The organism is Rhodococcus sp. C3V (assembly GCF_029269915.1).
GTDB lineage: Bacteria > Actinomycetota > Actinomycetes > Mycobacteriales > Mycobacteriaceae > Rhodococcus_F > Rhodococcus_F qingshengii.
In genome coordinates, this window is sequence record NZ_JARJBE010000001.1 from 137,744 (window position 1) to 154,722 (window position 16,979).

The following is a 16,979-nucleotide window of genomic DNA, read 5'->3' on the forward strand; positions in this document are numbered from 1 at the left end:
ATTGACCAGACCTGAGGAGATCGACGTGCAAACAGAGCAATCCCCAGCGGTAGTGCAATCCCGCGACGGTACGACCATCGCATACGAACGCTCCGGTGCCGGACCAGCAGTGGTCCTGGTCGCCGGAGCGTTCTGCGACCGCGGTTGGTTCGATTCCCTGGCTGCAGAGTTGGCGGCGGACTTCACGGTGTACTCGTACGACAGGCGCGGACGCGGGGACAGCGGTGACAGTCGCGCGTTCTCGATCGACGCCGAGGTGGAGGACTTGCGGGCGGTCGTCGCTGCCACCGGTGAAACACCGCTCGTTTACGGATTGTCGTCGGGTGCCGCGCTGGCTTTGGAAGCCGCTGCGCAGGCCGTTCCGATGCGTAAGCTTGCCGTCTACGAGGCGCCGTACATGGACGACGACCAGCGTGACGAGACTGCCCAAAGTGATCTGGAGCGATTGATTGCGGGCGGCGACAGGGAGGGCGCTGTGACGCGTTTTCTGGATCTGACCGGTGCATCCGCGGAGATGGTCGACGAGATCAAGCGGAGTGCCGATTGGCCCGACATGTGCGCCATCGCGCACACCTTGCCTTACGACGTCGCTGTGTGTGATCACGGCTGCGAGTCGCTCGACTGGCTTGCCTCCATTACCGTCCCCACGTTGGTCATGTACGGCGGTGACAGTGGTCAATGGGCACCTGCTTCGGCAATGCGAATTGCCGCAAAAGTTTCGGGGACAAAGACTTTGGAGATCCCCGGTCAGGGCCACGGCGTTGCCGACGACGCTATTGTCCCGGCTCTGCGTGAATTCTTTTCCGGCTGAGCACTGGGCGGCGAAGACGATCGTCAACCTAGGGTTGACGTTTTCGATTGCGTCAACCTATGGTTGACGCATGAGCAAACCAGTGGAAATGACCAACAAGGTTCGACTCGACGACCTCATCGACGCGATCAAGAAGGTTCACACCGATGCTCTCGACCAACTTTCCGACGCCGTGATTGCCGCTGATCATCTCGGTGAAGTTGCAGATCACCTGATCGGTCACTTCGTCGACCAGGCGCGCAGGTCGGGAGCGTCGTGGACGGAGATCGGCGCGAGCATGGGTGTCTCGAAGCAGGCTGCGCAGAAGCGTTTTGTTCCCAAGGCACCGAGTGATCAGAAGCCGATGGATCCGAACGAAGGGTTCAACCGGTTCACTCCCCGGGCGAAGAACGTCGTCATGGCCTCGCAGAACGAAGCCCGCGCCGCCGGTAACGCAGAGATCCAGCCGGAGCACCTGCTCCTGGGGCTCGTCGAGGAGCCTGCCGGGTTGGCTGCGAAGGCGATAGTGGCGCAAGGGGTGGAGCTCGGATCCGTCCGAGCTGCAGTGGCCGGTGTACTACCGACTCCGACTTCCGAACTACCAGAACTCATTCCGTACGACGCTCGTGCGCGCAAGGTCCTGGAACTGACGTTCCGTGAGGCTCTTCGCCTGGGCCACAACTACATCGGAACCGAGCACATCCTGCTCGCGCTGCTCGAACTCGAAGACGGATCAGGTGTTCTGGCTGATCTCGGAATCTCGAAGTCGGTGGCGGAGTCGAACATCGTTGGAGCACTGGCCGTCATTCAGGATCAGTGATCGGTGTCAGTGCCGGCATCAATTCCTTAAGTGCCGGCATCCATTGCTCGATGTGGCTCGGAAAGCACTTGGCGAGTACGTCCGTCATCACAGATGGTGCAACCGAAGCTCCCGGCGATGCACCCAGGAGACCGGCAATCGATCCCTCTGCGCTGGTGATTACCTCTGTGCCGAATGTCAGCATCCCGACCTTTCTCGGGTGAGGCTTCACCAATTGGGCGCGCTGCCCGGCCTGAATCAGCTTCCAGTCTGCGGGATCGGCCTCGGGATAGAAGCGTTGCAGTGCGGCAAACTTGCGCCGTTTCGATGACAGTAATTGGCTGAACAGGTATCGGACGAGCGAGATGTTCTGTATTCCGACAGCAAGCAATACTGCGACGTTTCGGAATCGGATCGTAGCGAACAAGTCAGTTAGCTTGCCATGCTTGAGGAGTCGTGTGCTGAAGGTGGCATACGGTCCGAACATCAATGACGGGCAGCCGTCGACCACACGCCTGTCGAGATGGGGGACCGACATCGGTGGTGCTCCGATCGCGGCCTGGCTGTACACCTTCGCGTTGTGGGAGTCGACGACGGTGCGTTTTTCGGTATGCAGGAACTGGGCTCCGAGTGGGAACACCGCATAGCCTCGAACCTCGGGAACTCGCGCCTTCTGAAGAAGCCTGAGCGCGTACCCGCCTGCGCCGACGAAGACGAATCTAGATCTCAGTTGGAACTGAATGCCAGAGATAGTGTTTCGCCCACAGATGAGCCACGTGCCGTCTGTCATGCGCTGGAGTGATGTTACGTCGTGGCTCGTGCGGATGCGTGCACCACGATTTGTCATGGTGTGAAGCAGTTCTCGGGTCAGAGCACCGAAGTCCACGTCTGTACCTGCTGCGTATCGAGTCGCAGCTATCGGTTCGGAATCCATTCGGCCGCGCATCATCAGCGGCGCCCAATTATTGACCGTCTGAGGATCTTCTGTGTACTCCATGGCTGAGAATTCGGGTAATCCATGTAGCGTGGCGTGGCGCTGACGTAGATATTCGATGTCTCGTTTGCCGAAAACGACGTCCATGTGAGGGGTTGGGTTGACGAACGATGGGGTTTGTTTCAGCTCGCCGGTTTCCGCGAGTGATCCCCAGAATTGGCGAGACAGGTGGAATTGGTGGCTGATCTCTACAGCTTTCGCGGGGTCGCTGGGGTCGGGCATGTAGTTCAGTTCGCATAGGCCCGAATGGCCGGTTCCTGCGTTGTTCCACGCGTTGGAGCTTTCGCCGGCGGGTTCGCCGAGCCGTTCGAGTACCTCGATGGACCAATCGGGTTGGAGTCTTGCAATCAATGTACCCAGCGTTGCCGACATGATCCCGGCGCCGATGAGTATTGCGTCGAGTGGGGGCTCTTCGGAACCAGGTTTCAATCCCGACGGTGGCGACGTGAACATGGGCGGCCTTTCCTCAGAGGTTGGGGTGTATGTGCATCGTGGCCCCAAACAGACTCATCCGTCCAATGAAGAAACCATCGGTTTATGATCCGAATATGGATGAGTTTCGATCGGCTGAAGTAGAAGGGCTGGCGCCGCTTCTGGCGGCCTTCGATGTGGCCGCGGAGGAAGGCCACATCACGAGAGCTTCCGACCTGCTCGGGATTCCTCAGTCCTCGCTCAGCCGGAGATTGAAGACGCTCGAAAAGACGCTGGGATTTCAGCTTTTTCAGCCGGTTGGGCGCCGGGTTGCACTGACCTCGGCAGGGCGCGAATTACACGAACTAACTAGCCGCCTCGTCAAGGAGCTGGACAACGCAGTAGGTCTGGTCCGTAGTAACGCGGATCCGGAGGGTGGCCTCGTACGATTCGGGTTTCCACTGACATTGGGCCCGATCAGCGTCCCGTCGCTGCTCGCAGAGTTTCACGAGGCGGCGCCGCGGGTGCGATTGAACCTTGTGCAAGCGCATGGGGAATCACTCGCGCAAATGGTCCGAGACGGGCGTCTGGATCTTGCCGTGATGATTCCAGCGCCGGAGGACTTGCCTACAACGCTGTTGGGGCATCAGCAAATACTCCTGCATGTGGGTACTGGACATCGATTAGCGGCGAGAGATTGTGTCGACCTCGCGGAACTGGTCGACGAGACATTCATCGCGAGTCCGCCCACCTATCACCTTCGGATGTTGCTCGACTCTTGCTGTATGCAAACCGGATTCGAGCCGAGGGTTGCATTCGAGATCACGGAGTTCGAAACGATTCGTGCCCTGGTCTCGCGTGGTCTCGGTATCGCGTTGCTCCCCGTCGCCGAGGTCGATCACCCGGATCTCGTCGCTGTTCCGGTAACGGGCGTTCGCGATCGAACCATCGCGTTGGCCGTCGGCAATTACCGCCTGACGCCCGCCGTAATTCGACTGCGTGATCACCTGATTGCTCGTGCAACAGCGCTTCTCGGGTCGCCGTAAGGACAATGCAGAAGAGGGCCGCACCCTTGCGGGTGCGGCCCTCTTCTTGTGTCACTGATTAGACAGCGCGCACATTGGTGGCCTGAGGACCCTTCTGGCCCTGGCCAACCTCGAACTCCACACGCTGGTTCTCGTCGAGCGACTTGTAGCCGTTGCCCGAGATTTCAGAGTAATGAACGAACACGTCCGGTGTTCCGTCGTCGGGAGCGATGAAACCAAAGCCCTTTTCGCCGTTGAACCACTTCACGATGCCCTGTGCCATACCGATACTCCCTACAAACTCGATCCGGGCCCTCACATCGAAGTCCCGATCTCGATATGTCTATCCTCCCACGCCGCGCAAGTCGAACGGTGGGCGACGTGCAAAAGACGGTAATTCGGAAGCTTTCGAGGAGGGAATGGCAACTGATCTTCGACTGATTTTCGACGCTGGAGCGACCCGATCGCCGAAGGCAGGGACTGGTGGCTCGCCCAACTGCCTGCGGTGATAGATCAGCGGGAATGTACTTGTCCGCTCGAGAACGGTCCATTTTTATCGCTCCGATCTCTCGGAATCGCAAACGTAGGAACCCTATGGAAGATGAGGGTGGGCTAACCTCTCTTTCGCTGTGCCCTCGGCGCGCGCAGCAGTCGCCGAGAAGGAGAGTGCATACATGTACGGAACGATTTGTGAATCCACGACGTCTGAACTTGTGGACCAGCTCAGTCGCCGTGGGTTCTTCGGGGTCGGCGCAGTGGCAGCGGCCGCCATCCTTGCGGGGTGTTCGACTACATCAGATGCTTCTGATGCCGGCGAACAACGTGAGGTGATCAATGCGCTCGGAACCACCACGATCTCGGGAAAGCCGGAAAGGATCGTTGTTGCCAGCGACTTCACGGATCTGGAATTCCTGCTCTCGCTCGGCGTTCACCCAGTCGCCTACGGCAACACAGGATCGTGGGACCGCGGTTCACTGCCTTGGCAGAGCACCGCGGGAATAGCCGACCTCGAAAGCTTCGGCACCACAGGCGAAATCAACCCGGAAATCATCGCGCGCTACTCGCCGGACCTCATCATCGGAATGAAGACTTATCTCGAACCTGCAGCCGAGAGGCTCAGTCAGATCGCTCCGGTCATCGCGCTGGACTGGACCACCTCGTGGCGTGACGGCGTCGCCACGGTCGGGCAGGCAGCTTTTGTCGACGAGGCTGCTGCTGCAGCGATCGCCCGGACCGACGCTCTGATCTCCGACACCGCAGCTTCCCTGAACGGCTTGGGTGGCAAGACGATCATGATCGGCTCGATGTACGGCGATCAGTTGTATGTGCAGGGGGATGCCAGTGCGCCCGGGGTTCTGCTGCGCGAACTCGGACTCGACTATCGCGGATACAACGCCGAGCAGATGACTGCGCTGTCGATGGAGCAGGCGGAGGTACTCGCACCCGCAGACATTTTGCTCAGCCTCGCTTCTGATCAGGAAGCGACGACGAGGTTGGAGAACTTCGCAGTTTTCCAGAACCTCCCCGCGGTGAAGGCGCGATCCTATGCGCCGGTCGAACTTCTGCTCTCGAATGCCTTTGTCGATAATTTCGGTCCACTGAGCGCGCCGTACGCCTTGCCGCAGCTCGCCGGGGTCTTGACCGGGCTTGCGGCGGGCCAGGGAAAACAGCTCCCCTGACCTCGCTTCCGAGCCTATTGACGCCGCGTCGGCCTAGCATCGAAACATGGTGGACATAGATCTGACGGGCCGCGCCGCAGTAGTCGGCGGATCACAACCGCTGCGAGCGATACTCGAAACCCCCACTACCCCCGGCCCGTGGCCGGGGGTAGTGATGATTCACGAGGCCTTCGGGCTCGAGGAGGTGATGCAGCGGCAAGCCAAGCGGCTGGCCGCTGCGGGATTCCTGACGCTCGCTGTCGACCTCTACAGCGCGGGCGGGGCGAAGCGGTGCCTAGTGCCCACCATGACGTCGATGCTTCGAGGACACGGCAAGGCGTTCACCGACATCGAAGTCGCTCGCAGTTGGCTGGTGGAATCCCCGGACTGCACCGGAAAGATCGGTGTCATCGGATTCTGCATGGGCGGCGGCTTCGCGATGGTCAGCGCCGGAGATTTCGACGCTGCCTCGGTCAATTACGGTCAGCTTCCACGCAAACTCGATGAGGCCGTGGTGGATGCGTGCCCGATCGTCGGGAGTTTCGGAGGCAAGGACTTTTCGCTCCGGGGCGCGGCAGCGAAGCTGGAGACGGCGCTCAGCAATGCCGGTATCGAGAACGACGTCAAGGAGTACCCCACCGCCGGCCACGCGTTCCTCAACGACGCGGAGGCCGGACCCAAGGTGCTTCGTCCTTTGGAGCGCATCCTCGGAATCGGTCCCGATCCTGTTGCAGCGCAGGATGCCTGGAAGCGAATCGACTCGTTCTTCGAGCGCCACCTGGCGTGATCAGCGACTGGTTCTCTCACCGCCGTTGACTGCCAATACCTGACCGGTGATCTGCCGGGCACCCGGTGAGGCCAAGAAATGGACGGCTGATGCGATGTCGTCCGGGGTTCCGGCGCGCTTGGTGCTGGTGGATTCGATCAGCATCGCGCGACGCTCGTCCGTCAGAAAGTCCCGGAAGAACTCGGTGTCGGCGATGTAACCGGGGGAGACGATGTTCGCGGTGATGCTTTCTGGGCCCAGTTCGGCGGCCAGATCGATATTCCACGTGGCAACTGCTGCTTTGGCAGCGCCGTACGCTCCAGCTCCCTTGTCGGCGGCAATCGATCCGATGGTGATGACGGCACCGCCACTGGGGATTCGATCTCGAACTGCTGCTGTGGTCAACACTGCCGAGATCAGATTGGAGTCCAGATTGGCCCGCCACCCGGCGGCCAGGGATTCCAGATCTGACGGCGCTTCGCGATCGAAGTCCGTGTTGCCGCCGGCGCAGTGCACCACGACGTCGATGGTTCCCGGAAGTGAATCCTGCAGCCGCTTCAGGTCTTTCGGGTCGGAGTTGTCACACGTCAAGGCGTGAACATTATCGCCCAACTCCTCCGCGGTCTTTTCGAGTGTTTCCGTGCGTCGGCCGGTGACAAAAACTGTGTCTCCGTCTCGGGCGAACGCCGCTGCAACTGCGCGTCCGATCCCTGTTCCGCCGCCGGTTACCAGAACTGTGCGTGTCATGCCTACCTCCGTGAGCTACGTTTAGACCTATACGAAGAACGTATCATTTAGAGCTAAACGAGGTGTGCAGTGGTGGGCGACTACAACCCGGACGACGCGGTGGACGCGGTCGCGTTGGCCTGGCTTCGCGAAAGGCCGGGCACGCCCGTGGAGGGTATCGGCATCGTCACCAGGCTGTGGATGTGCGCCAAGCTGCTCGGTGAGGATCGCCGACGGGTACTCGCCTCGGCCGGTGCGGACACAGCGACGCTGGACCTGCTCAGTGTCCTGCGGCGATCCGGCGAGCCGTATCAGTTGACGACTCGCCAGATCACCGAGCAGACCGGAGTCACGGCCGGTGCAATCTCGCAGCGACTCGCGCGCGCGGAGAACGCGGGTCTGGTGGAGAGGTCTTCCGCCGCGGAAGGGTCACGAATAGTGCTCGTGACCCTCACTGCCGCCGGTCACGAACTGGTGGAGCAATTGGTGGACCGAGTCCTCGGCCGTGAAGCCGAACTGACGTCGATTCTCACCGAGCAGCAGCAGGCCGAACTCACCGACCTGCTGCGTGTCTTTCTCGACGGCCTACGCGGCGAACTCGGTGACTCCGGCGTCGCGCACGTCGGGGCTTGATCAGGACAGGCGCTCGAAGACCGCAGCCAGGCCCTGCCCGCCGCCGATGCACATCGTCTCGAGGCCGTAACGCGCTTCGCGACGGTCCATCTCGCGCAACAGGGTGGCCAGGATTCGTCCACCCGTAGCTCCGACCGGATGTCCGAGGGAGATGCCGGAGCCGTTGGGGTTGATGCGTGGGTCGTCGGCCTCGAGATTCCAACTCTGCAGGACTGCAAGTGCTTGTGCCGCAAAGGCTTCGTTGAGTTCGATGACGTCCATGTCCGCCAGGGACAGCCCGAGGCGGCCGAGTGCCTTCTCCGACGCCGGTACGGGGCCGATGCCCATGGTGCGCGGCGGAACGCCCGCAACGCTCCAACTCGCGAGGCGTGCGAGCGGTCGCAGTCCGAGGGTACGAGCTTTGTCGGCGGTGGTGACGATCGCCAGTGCTGCGCCGTCGTTCTGACCGCTGGCATTACCTGCAGTCACGGTGGAGTCGGGGTCGATCTTTGCGCGCATGGGACGAAGGCGCGCAAGCGATTCCATCGAGGTGTCGGCGCGTGGATGCTCGTCGGTGTCGACGAGCAGGGCCTCGCCCTTGCGCTGCGGAACGGATACCGGAACGATTTCTTCGGCGAAGACGCCGTTCTTCTGTGCTGCGACTGCACGCTGATGGGACTGAACCGCGAGTGCATCTTGATCCTCGCGGCTGATGGAGAACTCGGCGCGCAGGTTCTCTGCCGTTTCGATCATTCCGCCGGGAACCGGGAAGTCACGTCCGCCGGCTGTGACGCGGGCGCGCGCGAGACGATCGCTGAGCGCAACTCCTTCACCCTTGACGCCCCAACGCATTCCGGTTGCGTAGAACTCGGCCTGGCTCATCGACTCGGCACCGCCCGCGAGGACCAGGTCACTGCCACCGGACTGAACCTGCATGACGGCCTGGATGACTGCCTGTAATCCCGACCCGCACCGGCGATCCACCTGCATGCCGGGAACATCGATGCCCAGACCCGCGTTGAGCGCCGCGATGCGTCCGATCGCCGGAGCCTCACCGTTCGGCGAAGCCTGGCCGAGAATGACGTCGTCGATCTCCGCGCCGGAAATGCCGGTACGCGTGACGAGTTCGGTGATCAGCGTCGAGGCGAGATCTTCCGGGGCTACGTCACGGAAGACACCGCCGAAGCGGCCGACAGGGGTACGGAGCGGTTCACAGATGACAACGTCAGGCATTGGTTCTTCCTTGGGTCTGCTCGGTCAGCGGGTGGCAGCCGAGTGATTGTTGGACGACTGAGTACGTCCGAGATCGACGGAGATGGCGTCCGCAGTGGCGACTGCGGCCGGAACCAGTTCACCGCGAACAGCTTCGGCGCTGTAGCGGGCGGCTTGGGTGGAGATGTTGACGGCCGCGACCACGTCACCGGTCGCGTCCCGGATGGGTGCGGCGAGCGAGCGCAGACCCTCTTCGAGTTCCTGATCGACAATCGCGAACCCGTCGGCGCGAATCTTCTCGAGTTCGGCACGCAGTCCGTCGGCGGTGGAGATGGTCTTGCCGGTCAGGCGGGCGAAGGACACTCGGGCGAGGTAGGCGTCCAGTGCGTCGTCCGGCAAGCCGGCGAGCAGAACTCGACCCATGGATGTGGCGTACGCGGGAAAGCGCGTGCCGATGGTGATGGACACCGTCATGATGCGGCTGACCGGAACACGAGCCACGTACACGACGTCGTCACCGTCGAGGATCGACACGGACGTGGATTCACGGACCTTGGCGGACAAGGCTTCCAGATGCGGCCCGGCGATCTCGGGAAGGGACAGACTGGAGAGGTAGCTGTAGCCGAGTTCGAGGACACGGGGCGTCAACCAGAACACCGAACCGTCAGTACGTACGTATTCGAGTTCGACGAGCGTGAGTAGGAAGCGGCGAGCAGTCGCACGCGTGAGATCGGTGTGCCGGGCAACCTCGCTGAGGGTGCGACGCGGGTGCTCACCGTCGAAAGCCTTGATGACGGAAAGCCCACGGGCCAGCGACTGCACGTAGTCCGGGGACGGTCCCGGCGCCTGCTCGCTGCTGTTCTCACTCATGTTGTCTCGTTCTCCTCAGGTTCGGCCGAGAGGTCCGCGAGTGCTTGCTTTCCCAGCGCAAAAGCCAAGTTGCTGTTCGGCACACCCGCATAGACCGCGGTATGGAGAAATACTTCCACGAGTTCGTCGGGATCGATCCCGGCACGCAGCGCAGCGCGAATGTGCATGTCGAGTTCGTGTTCGTTGCCGACGGCAGTGAGGATCGCGAGAGTGAGGAGCCTGCGGGTGTGGTGATCGAGGCCGGGGCGCGCCCAGATGTCACCCCACGCCGTGCGAGTGATGAAGTCCTGGAAAGGGGCGGTGAACTCGGTGGCACCGGCAATGGAACGGTCGACGTGGGCGCCGCCGAGCACCTGGCGTCGTACGGTCATGCCGGCCGACACGGCGGCGCTACGTTGGGCGAGCGCAGATGTGTGCGAGGCAATATGCGTTGCAAGTAGTTTGGTGACGCGCCCGGCTTGTTCGACGTTGGCCAGGTGTGCGCCCGGATCGACCACGTGCAGTACCGCATCGGCGATGCCGTCGGCGATCGCACCCAACGTCGACGGAGGCGTCGCCGGATCCTGCTCGCCCGCGACGAGGAGCGTCGGAGCGACGATGCGGGCCAGGTCGTTGCGGCCGTCCCACGTCGAAAGCGCCTCGCAGCAGGCGGCATAGCCCTCGTCGGGTGTGGCTTCGACCATCGCGACGTGACGGGCGACAAGCTCCGGATCGTTCTCGGCCAGTCCCGGCGTGAACCAGCGTCCGACGACGGCGGCCGCGATGGATGCAATACCGTCCGCACGGACAGCCCGAGCACGATCGATCCACGGTTGAGCCGGGGCGAACTGCGAGGACGTGCACATCAATGTCAACGTCTCGACGCGAGTGGGGTGGTGCGCGGCGATCCATTGGCTGACAGCGCCGCCGAGGGAGAGCCCGACGAGATGTACGGACTCGAGTTCGAGCGAATCGAGGAGAGCGATGACATCGCCGGCGAGATCGGCAATTGAGTAGGGGCCCGTAGGCACCGGTGACTTGCCGTGGCCGCGATGGTCGACGGCGATGACGCGGTAGCGATTCGACAGCGCGTGAATCTGCGGCTGCCACATGGACAGATCGGATCCGAGTGAACCCAGGAGAACCACTGCCGGGGCATCGAGATTGCCGGTCTGTTGAAAGTTGAGCGCGACGCTCATCGAGATCCTCCTGTGGGGCGTTCGGCGAGGGCGCGGTCGACCAGATCGGTGGCGTGGCCCAGATAGTGTGCGGGGTCGAGTAGTTCGGCGATCTCGGTTTCGCTCAGGTGCTCTGCGATGGCGGGATCACGATCCAATCTGGTTCCGGAAGTGGCTGCCGCGGTGACGATGTCGCGCGCTCGATCAGTGTGTGCGGACAGGGCCTTGGTGACACGCTCGGCGAGAATCAGGCCACCGGTGATGTCGAGATTGCGAGCCATCGACTCGGTGTGTACTTGCAGGCCGGTGAGGCTCACGGACAGTTGGTGCGCCGCTCCGCCTGCCAGACGCAGGAGATCGGTGACGGTTTCCCACTCGGCGTGCCAGGGGCCTGCAGCGCGGGCGAATTCGTGATCCATGTTCGACAGGGCTGTGGCGACCAGTGCGGGAGCACGTCGCGCTGCTGCGCGGGCGGTGATGGCCGCGACGGGATTCTGCTTGTGCGGCATGGCCGATGAGCCGCCCGGAGCGCTTTCGGCGACCTCGGAGAGTTCGGTGGACGCCATGACGGTGATGTCGGTGGCGGGCTTGGAAACAGCGCCGGCGACGATACCGAGCGTGGTCGCGAGTTCTGCGATGGTCACGCGGTCGGTGTGCCAGGGAGTGACCTGCCTGGCCAGGCCGAGTTCGTCTGCCAGTGCATCGGCGATCCTGAGCCCATCGGGATACAACGCAGCGAGTGTGCCTGCGGCGCCGCCGAACTGAACCGGCAACGTGGACAGCACGATCTCGAGGCGGATCGCGGCGGCGTCGAGTGCGGTGAACCAACTCGAGGCCAGAAGGCCGAAAGTGGTCGGAAGTGCTTGCTGGCCCAGAGTTCTCGCGACCATCGGAGTGGAGCGATGGAGGCGGGCGAGGTGGGCGGCGGAATCGGCGGCGCGGGTCAGGTCGGCCAGAACCACCGCGCCCGCGCGTCGCGTCAACAGCATCAGCGCACAGTCCATGATGTCCTGACTGGTGGCGCCCGGGTGCACCACGGAGGCAGGCACACCTTCCTGTCCGACCCTTTCGCGCAGCATCTTCACCAGCGGAATGACGGGATTTCCGCCGGCGGCCGACGCGCGGCCGAGCGCCACGATGTCCAGACCGCCCGGTTGTGAGAGTTCGGCCGCAGCAGCAGCCACCGCGGCGCAATGTTCCCCGTCCGCCAATCCGACGGTGGCCATCGCACAACTCAGTGCGGCCTCCACGTCGAGCAACGCGGTGACCCACGCCTGGTCGGACAGGTGCTCCGATACGCGGGTGGCCCCGAACACCGGGTCGAACAGTGCGCCGCGAGTGGGCATGTGTACTCCTCTTACAGTTCGAAGAAGGGCGTCTCGACGCCGTTCGCGTCCTCGTCCTGAACATAGACCGTCCAGGAGTACCCACCGTCGACCTTGGTTGCAACCAACTTCGCGCGTTCGGTTTCGCTCAGTGAGGACAGCACCGGATCTGTTGCGTGTGCGTCGGCGTCTTCGGGGAAGTACAAGCGGGTGACCAGGCGGTCGAGCATGCCGCGAGCGAAGACCGACACGTTCACGTGTGGGGCCTCGTCCGCATCCGTTTCAGTGGGCTGCGCACCGGGCTTGACAGTGTGGACCAATGCAGTGCCCGTGGGATCCGCTGCGCTGCGGGCGAATCCGCGAAAACCAGCCGGAGTGAGCTCCACTGCGCCACGGGGATCGTCCGGATGGTTGAAGCGTCCGAGTGTATCGGCCTGCCATGTTTCGATCATCGCGTCGGCGACGGGTGTACGGGCGCCGTCGATCACCGTGATGGCCAGCGTGATTCGTCCGGGGGTATCGGCGGGAGCGGCGTCGGGGCCGTCCGTCCAGGGGAGGCCGATGTGCCAGTACGGCCCGACGGTCTGAGAGGGCGTGACACCGAAGGGGGCGGTGGTGAAGTCGCCGGGGACGACCGGATAAGTGGGTGCGGGCTTCGCGGTGTGATCAGTCATCGTGGTCTTCCTCGTTCTCGAATACGGAGGCGTTACGGCCGCGCAGGACGATGTCGAAGCGGAACCCGAGAGCCCAGTTGGGGACTGTGGCGTCGTAGTCGAAGACGCTGACCATGCGGTGACGTGCTGCTTCGGGTACCGCGTTGTAGATCGGGTCCTGGAAGAACATCGGATCGTCGGGGAAGTACATCTGCGTCACGAGGCGCTGCGTGAATGCCGTGCCGAACAGCGAGAAATGGATGTGTGCCGGTCGCCAGGCGTTGTCGTGGTTCATCCACGGGTAGGCGCCCGGCTTGATCGTGGTGAAGCTGTAGTGGCCGTTCGCGTCGGTGACGCAGCGACCCAGGCCGTTGAAGAACGGATCCAGCGGCGCGGGCCAGTTGTCGCCGGTGTGGCGGTAGCGTCCACCGGCGTTGGCCTGCCACACCTCGAGCAGTGTGTGGGGGACGGGTTTTCCGTCGCCGTCGAGTACGCGGCCGTGAACGACGATGCGCTGTCCCTGTGCTTCGCCGCCGTTGGCAATGGTCAGGTCGTTTTCGCCGGCGCCGACGCGATCCTCGCCGAATACCGGCCCGGTGAGCTCCGTGAGCCGCTGGGGGAGCAGCTTCAGCGGCTGCTTCGGGTGGCGAAGGGAAGTCGTCTTGTAGTCCGCGAAATCGGCCGGGGCGTTGACGCCAGTCGGCCGCTGGTACCTCGGCGGTAGATGCAGCATAGGGAACCTCGTCGTTCGGTTACGTGAAGTTGTTCGCAATGTGTACATGTGTTGCGCTCTGCGAACAGAATAGTTCGTAGATGTGACCCAGGCAATGCCGGGGGCGAAAAATGTTCGTTATGCGGACGGGGGTTCACAATACGTACGGGTCGCGCTACTGTGATCGACATGATGGACAAAGTCATTCCCACTGCTGCCGAGGCCGTCGCCGACGTGCCGGACGGCGTCACGATCGCTGTCGGAGGTTTCGGGCTCGTCGGAGTGCCGGAAATCCTCATCGATGCGCTCCTCGAGCAGGGCGCGACATCACTCGAAACGGTGAGCAACAACTGCGGCACCGACGGGTTCGGGCTCGGAGTGCTTCTGGAGAAGGGGCGTATCCGTCGTACTGTCAGCTCGTACGTCGGCTCCAACAAGGAGTTCGCGCGTCAGTACCTTTCCGGTGAGCTGGAAGTCGAACTCACGCCGCAGGGCACGCTCGCCGAGCGCATGCGCGCCGGGGGAGCGGGCATCCCCGCGTTCTTCACCCCGGCCGGCGTCGGCACCCAGGTCGCCGACGGCGGCCTGCCACTGCGTTACGACGGCAGCGGCGGCATCGCAGTTGCCAGTCCGCCCAAGGAAACTCGTGACTTCGACGGCGTCACCTACGTGATGGAGCGCGGCATCGTCGCCGACTATGCACTGGTCCATGCCTGGAAAGGTGACCGGCACGGCAACCTCGTCTACCGCGCGAGTACCCAGAACTTCAATCCGGCTGCAGCAACGTCGGGGCGCATCACCATTGCGCAGGTCGAGCACCTCGTAGAGCCGGGTGAGCTCGACCCCGCCGAGATCCACACGCCGGGCATTCACGTTCAGCGTGTTGTCCACGTCGGCCCCGTGACGGTCGGCATCGAGAATCGGACGGTACGAGCATGACTTCTGTACTACCCACCAAACTCACCCGCGAAGAGATGGCGGCCCGCGTCGCGCGCGAACTCGAGGACGGGCAGTACGTGAACCTCGGCATCGGTATGCCGACGCTGGTTCCGAACTACCTCCCGACCGACATCACCGTTGTATTGCACTCGGAGAACGGCGTTCTGGGCGTGGGGCCGTACCCGACCGAGGACGAACTCGATCCCGAGCTGATCAATGCGGGCAAGGAGACCATCACCGTTCTCCCCGGTGCGTCGTTCTTCGACTCCTCAGCGTCGTTCGGCATGATCCGCGGCGGCCAGGTCGACGTTGCCGTGCTCGGTGCCATGCAGGTCAGTGCCACCGGAGACCTCGCGAACTGGATGATCCCTGGCCACATGGTCAAAGGCATGGGCGGCGCGATGGATCTGGTCCACGGCGCAAAGCGCGTCATCGTGATGATGGAGCACGTCTCGAAGAAGGGTGAGCACAAGATCGTCGAGAAGTGCTCGCTTCCGCTGACCGGTAAGGGCTGCGTCCAGCGAATCATCACCGACATGGCCGTGATCGACGTGACTGACGACGGTCTCCGCCTGGTGGAGACGGCGCCGGGCATCAGCGTCGAGGACGTGGTTGCTGCTACCGGAGCGAAACTGATTCTTTGACAGTCTGTTTCATCTGATGGCTCAGCCGCCGGGTCGTGACTTCCATCCGACCTGGCGGCTGTTTTACGCCCCGACGTCGCTCAGCTCGCTCTCGACCGGAATCCAGAGCTCGAACCGTGCGACGGTGAAATCGTCGTTGTATTCGGTACGCATGATCTCGGGACCAGGTACGGAGCGAAAAGGGTTGGCAGGGAACCATTCCGTGTAGATATCTCGCCACAAATACTGCACAGATTCGATTTCCGACCCGTCGGCGGTGAAGACGGCCCACGTGTGTGCGTCGACCGTCAGCAGATCGAAACCCGTGGGTGAAGGTTTGCCGGTGACCACTCCCAGGTAGTAATCCAGTTCTGTGCCTTCGGTTCTGGGAGGCGCCAAATTGTCGACGACACTGACGATTCCCGCCGGGTCCTGATCGGAGAGCTCGCGCAACCCTCGCAACGCAACCTTGTCCACGGAGCGGGTGAAATCTTCGATCGCAGAATTGGGACCTTCGTGAACCAATGGAACCCGGGTCTTGAACCCGACTACCGTCAGGGCAGGTTTGTCCACAAGCATGTAGTCCATCGGTGTGGCTCCTTCCAGTGTCACGTGAATGACAAGTTTCTGTTGGGATTTGAGAACGGCGGGAGCGCGTTTGACCGCGCCGGGGCTCACGCCGTGAAATGCGGTGAACGCTCGTGTGAAGGCTTCCGCGGACGAGTAGCCGTACTTCACGGCGGTCTCCAACACTCCTGATCTGCTGACGGACAACTCGGCACCAGCCAGGGTGAGTCGACGTCGACGGATGTATTCGGATACGGGAATGCCGGCCAGGGCCGAGAACATCCTCCGAAAGTGATACTCCGAGGTGGTTGCCAGCCTTGCCATCTCGGCTGTCTCGATCTCGCCGCTCAGATTGCTTTCGATGTAGTCGAGCGCGCGGTTCAGTCCGTCGATCATCGTGTCTTCCTGTTCACGGGTTTCACGCTACGCAGATCACTTGGGCCGTACCCGACTATCCGTGCCCGAAAAAGTAGGGCAGGAAATGCATCTGGACAACTCAGTTAATCATCATTATCTTGAATCGAACATCGATGGCTGACCAGGAGGCACAGTGAGCACCCGTTTTCCGCAGGCTGAATTGACCGAGGTGCCCGAGGACATCGCCGCCAAGATTCTCGAGATCCAGGAGAAGTCGGGGTTCGTGCCCAACGTCTTCCTGATGTTCGCTCGGCGCCCAGCCGAGTTCCGGGCATTCTTCGCATACCACGACGCGATCATGCTCAAGGAAGATTCCGCACTCACCAAGGGTGATCGAGAAATGATCGTCACCACGATCTCTGCGGCCAACAAATGTACGTACTGCGTTGTCGCGCACGGCGCGATTCTGCGTATCTACGAGAAGAAGCCGCTGGTTGCCGACCAGGTTGCGGTCAACTATCGCACCGCAGAAATCTCCGATCGTCAGCGCGCGATGCTCGACTTCGCCACCAAGGTGAACTCCGCCTCGCACGAAATCGCCGACGCCGACTTCGACGCCCTTCGTGTGCACGGCTTCGGCGACGAGGACGCGTGGGACATCGCCGCGATCACTGCATTCTTCGGGCTCAGCAATCGCATGGCGAGTTTCTCCGGCATGCTGCCCAATCCGGAGTTCTACCTGATGGGGCGCGTTCCGCGGTCCTGATTCTTGCGGGTAGAGCA

General features: G+C 62.4%; 19 protein-coding genes. 9 read left to right on the top strand and 10 right to left on the bottom strand.

Features of this window, described 5'->3' with window-relative positions; translation table 11 throughout:
- Positions 1 to 25 precede the first annotated feature (25 nt).
- Positions 26 to 811: an alpha/beta hydrolase gene (locus P3G66_RS00720; RefSeq protein WP_276116070.1), complete on the top strand. Its 786-nt coding sequence runs from the start codon at positions 26 to 28 to the stop codon at positions 809 to 811.
- A 70-nt stretch (positions 812 to 881) separates the two neighbouring features.
- Positions 882 to 1,610, top strand: coding sequence for a Clp protease N-terminal domain-containing protein (locus tag P3G66_RS00725; RefSeq protein WP_080552754.1), 729 nt, complete (start codon positions 882 to 884; stop codon positions 1,608 to 1,610).
- Here the strand turns inward: P3G66_RS00725 and mqo are convergent.
- Complete coding sequence (gene mqo, locus P3G66_RS00730) at positions 1,594 to 3,036, bottom strand: malate dehydrogenase (quinone) (protein WP_050654569.1); 1,443 nt, start codon at positions 3,034 to 3,036, stop codon at positions 1,594 to 1,596. The two genes, P3G66_RS00725 and mqo, sit on opposite strands and share 17 nt — an antisense overlap.
- A gap of 95 nt (positions 3,037 to 3,131) precedes the next feature.
- Between mqo and P3G66_RS00735 the strand changes: the two genes are divergently transcribed.
- Positions 3,132 to 4,040, top strand: a complete 909-nt coding sequence (locus tag P3G66_RS00735) for a LysR substrate-binding domain-containing protein (protein ID WP_042447004.1) — start codon at positions 3,132 to 3,134, stop codon at positions 4,038 to 4,040.
- Positions 4,041 to 4,098: 58 nt separating this feature from the next.
- Here the strand turns inward: P3G66_RS00735 and P3G66_RS00740 are convergent, their stop codons facing one another.
- Positions 4,099 to 4,302, bottom strand: a complete 204-nt coding sequence (locus P3G66_RS00740; protein WP_003939930.1) for a cold-shock protein — start codon at positions 4,300 to 4,302, stop codon at positions 4,099 to 4,101.
- Between the two features lie 346 nt (positions 4,303 to 4,648).
- Here P3G66_RS00740 and P3G66_RS00745 point away from each other — a divergent pair, with 346 nt between their 5' ends.
- Together P3G66_RS00745 and P3G66_RS00750 are read left to right on the top strand one after the other, a co-directional pair.
- Entirely contained in the window at positions 4,649 to 5,698 is a 1,050-nt protein-coding gene (locus tag P3G66_RS00745) for an ABC transporter substrate-binding protein (RefSeq protein WP_228232258.1), read from the top strand.
- A gap of 46 nt (positions 5,699 to 5,744) precedes the next feature.
- On the top strand, positions 5,745 to 6,464 hold the full coding sequence (locus P3G66_RS00750) for a dienelactone hydrolase family protein (protein ID WP_030536547.1): 720 nt from the start codon (positions 5,745 to 5,747) through the stop codon (positions 6,462 to 6,464).
- On the opposite strand, the gene P3G66_RS00755 is transcribed toward P3G66_RS00750, so the two are convergent.
- Positions 6,465 to 7,190 (bottom strand): SDR family oxidoreductase, encoded by a 726-nt coding sequence (locus tag P3G66_RS00755; protein ID WP_276116071.1) that lies wholly within the window; start codon positions 7,188 to 7,190, stop codon positions 6,465 to 6,467.
- Positions 7,191 to 7,262: 72 nt separating this feature from the next.
- Here P3G66_RS00755 and P3G66_RS00760 point away from each other — a divergent pair, with 72 nt between their 5' ends.
- Complete coding sequence (locus P3G66_RS00760) at positions 7,263 to 7,802, top strand: MarR family transcriptional regulator (RefSeq protein WP_225320148.1); 540 nt, start codon at positions 7,263 to 7,265, stop codon at positions 7,800 to 7,802.
- On the opposite strand, the gene P3G66_RS00765 is transcribed toward P3G66_RS00760, so the two are convergent.
- From P3G66_RS00765 to pcaH, 6 genes are read right to left on the bottom strand one after another with little or no spacing between them, the layout of a single operon-like run.
- A complete protein-coding gene (locus P3G66_RS00765; RefSeq protein ID WP_007730007.1) occupies positions 7,803 to 9,014 on the bottom strand; it encodes an acetyl-CoA C-acetyltransferase in 1,212 nt (403 codons plus the stop codon).
- A 24-nt stretch (positions 9,015 to 9,038) separates the two neighbouring features.
- On the bottom strand, positions 9,039 to 9,863 hold the full coding sequence (locus P3G66_RS00770) for an IclR family transcriptional regulator C-terminal domain-containing protein (RefSeq protein ID WP_007730008.1): 825 nt from the start codon (positions 9,861 to 9,863) through the stop codon (positions 9,039 to 9,041).
- Positions 9,860 to 11,041 (bottom strand): 3-oxoadipate enol-lactonase, encoded by a 1,182-nt coding sequence (gene pcaD, locus P3G66_RS00775; protein WP_276116072.1) that lies wholly within the window; start codon positions 11,039 to 11,041, stop codon positions 9,860 to 9,862. The genes P3G66_RS00770 and pcaD overlap by 4 nt, the downstream gene beginning before the upstream one ends.
- On the bottom strand, positions 11,038 to 12,366 hold the full coding sequence (pcaB, locus tag P3G66_RS00780) for a 3-carboxy-cis,cis-muconate cycloisomerase (protein WP_050654574.1): 1,329 nt from the start codon (positions 12,364 to 12,366) through the stop codon (positions 11,038 to 11,040). Before pcaB ends, pcaD begins: the two co-directional genes overlap by 4 nt.
- A gap of 11 nt (positions 12,367 to 12,377) precedes the next feature.
- Positions 12,378 to 13,019: a protocatechuate 3,4-dioxygenase subunit alpha gene (pcaG, locus tag P3G66_RS00785; protein ID WP_209909986.1), complete on the bottom strand. Its 642-nt coding sequence runs from the start codon at positions 13,017 to 13,019 to the stop codon at positions 12,378 to 12,380.
- Positions 13,012 to 13,731 carry a protocatechuate 3,4-dioxygenase subunit beta gene (gene pcaH / locus P3G66_RS00790; protein WP_007730015.1) on the bottom strand — a complete coding sequence of 240 codons (720 nt, stop codon included), beginning with the start codon at positions 13,729 to 13,731 and terminating at the stop codon, positions 13,012 to 13,014. The genes pcaG and pcaH overlap by 8 nt, the downstream gene beginning before the upstream one ends.
- A 171-nt stretch (positions 13,732 to 13,902) precedes the next feature.
- Here pcaH and P3G66_RS00795 point away from each other — a divergent pair, with 171 nt between their 5' ends.
- Together P3G66_RS00795 and P3G66_RS00800 are read left to right on the top strand one after the other, a co-directional pair.
- Positions 13,903 to 14,649 carry a CoA transferase subunit A gene (locus P3G66_RS00795; RefSeq protein WP_030536554.1) on the top strand — a complete coding sequence of 249 codons (747 nt, stop codon included), beginning with the start codon at positions 13,903 to 13,905 and terminating at the stop codon, positions 14,647 to 14,649.
- A complete protein-coding gene (locus P3G66_RS00800; RefSeq protein ID WP_003940102.1) occupies positions 14,646 to 15,293 on the top strand; it encodes a CoA transferase subunit B in 648 nt (215 codons plus the stop codon). Before P3G66_RS00795 ends, P3G66_RS00800 begins: the two co-directional genes overlap by 4 nt.
- A 63-nt stretch (positions 15,294 to 15,356) precedes the next feature.
- Here P3G66_RS00800 and P3G66_RS00805 read toward each other — a convergent pair whose 3' ends face one another.
- Entirely contained in the window at positions 15,357 to 16,235 is an 879-nt protein-coding gene (locus tag P3G66_RS00805; protein WP_208690203.1) for an AraC family transcriptional regulator, read from the bottom strand.
- A 154-nt stretch (positions 16,236 to 16,389) separates the two neighbouring features.
- Here P3G66_RS00805 and P3G66_RS00810 point away from each other — a divergent pair, with 154 nt between their 5' ends.
- Complete coding sequence (locus P3G66_RS00810) at positions 16,390 to 16,962, top strand: peroxidase-related enzyme (RefSeq protein ID WP_003940498.1); 573 nt, start codon at positions 16,390 to 16,392, stop codon at positions 16,960 to 16,962.
- The last annotated feature ends 17 nt before the right edge of the window (positions 16,963 to 16,979 follow it).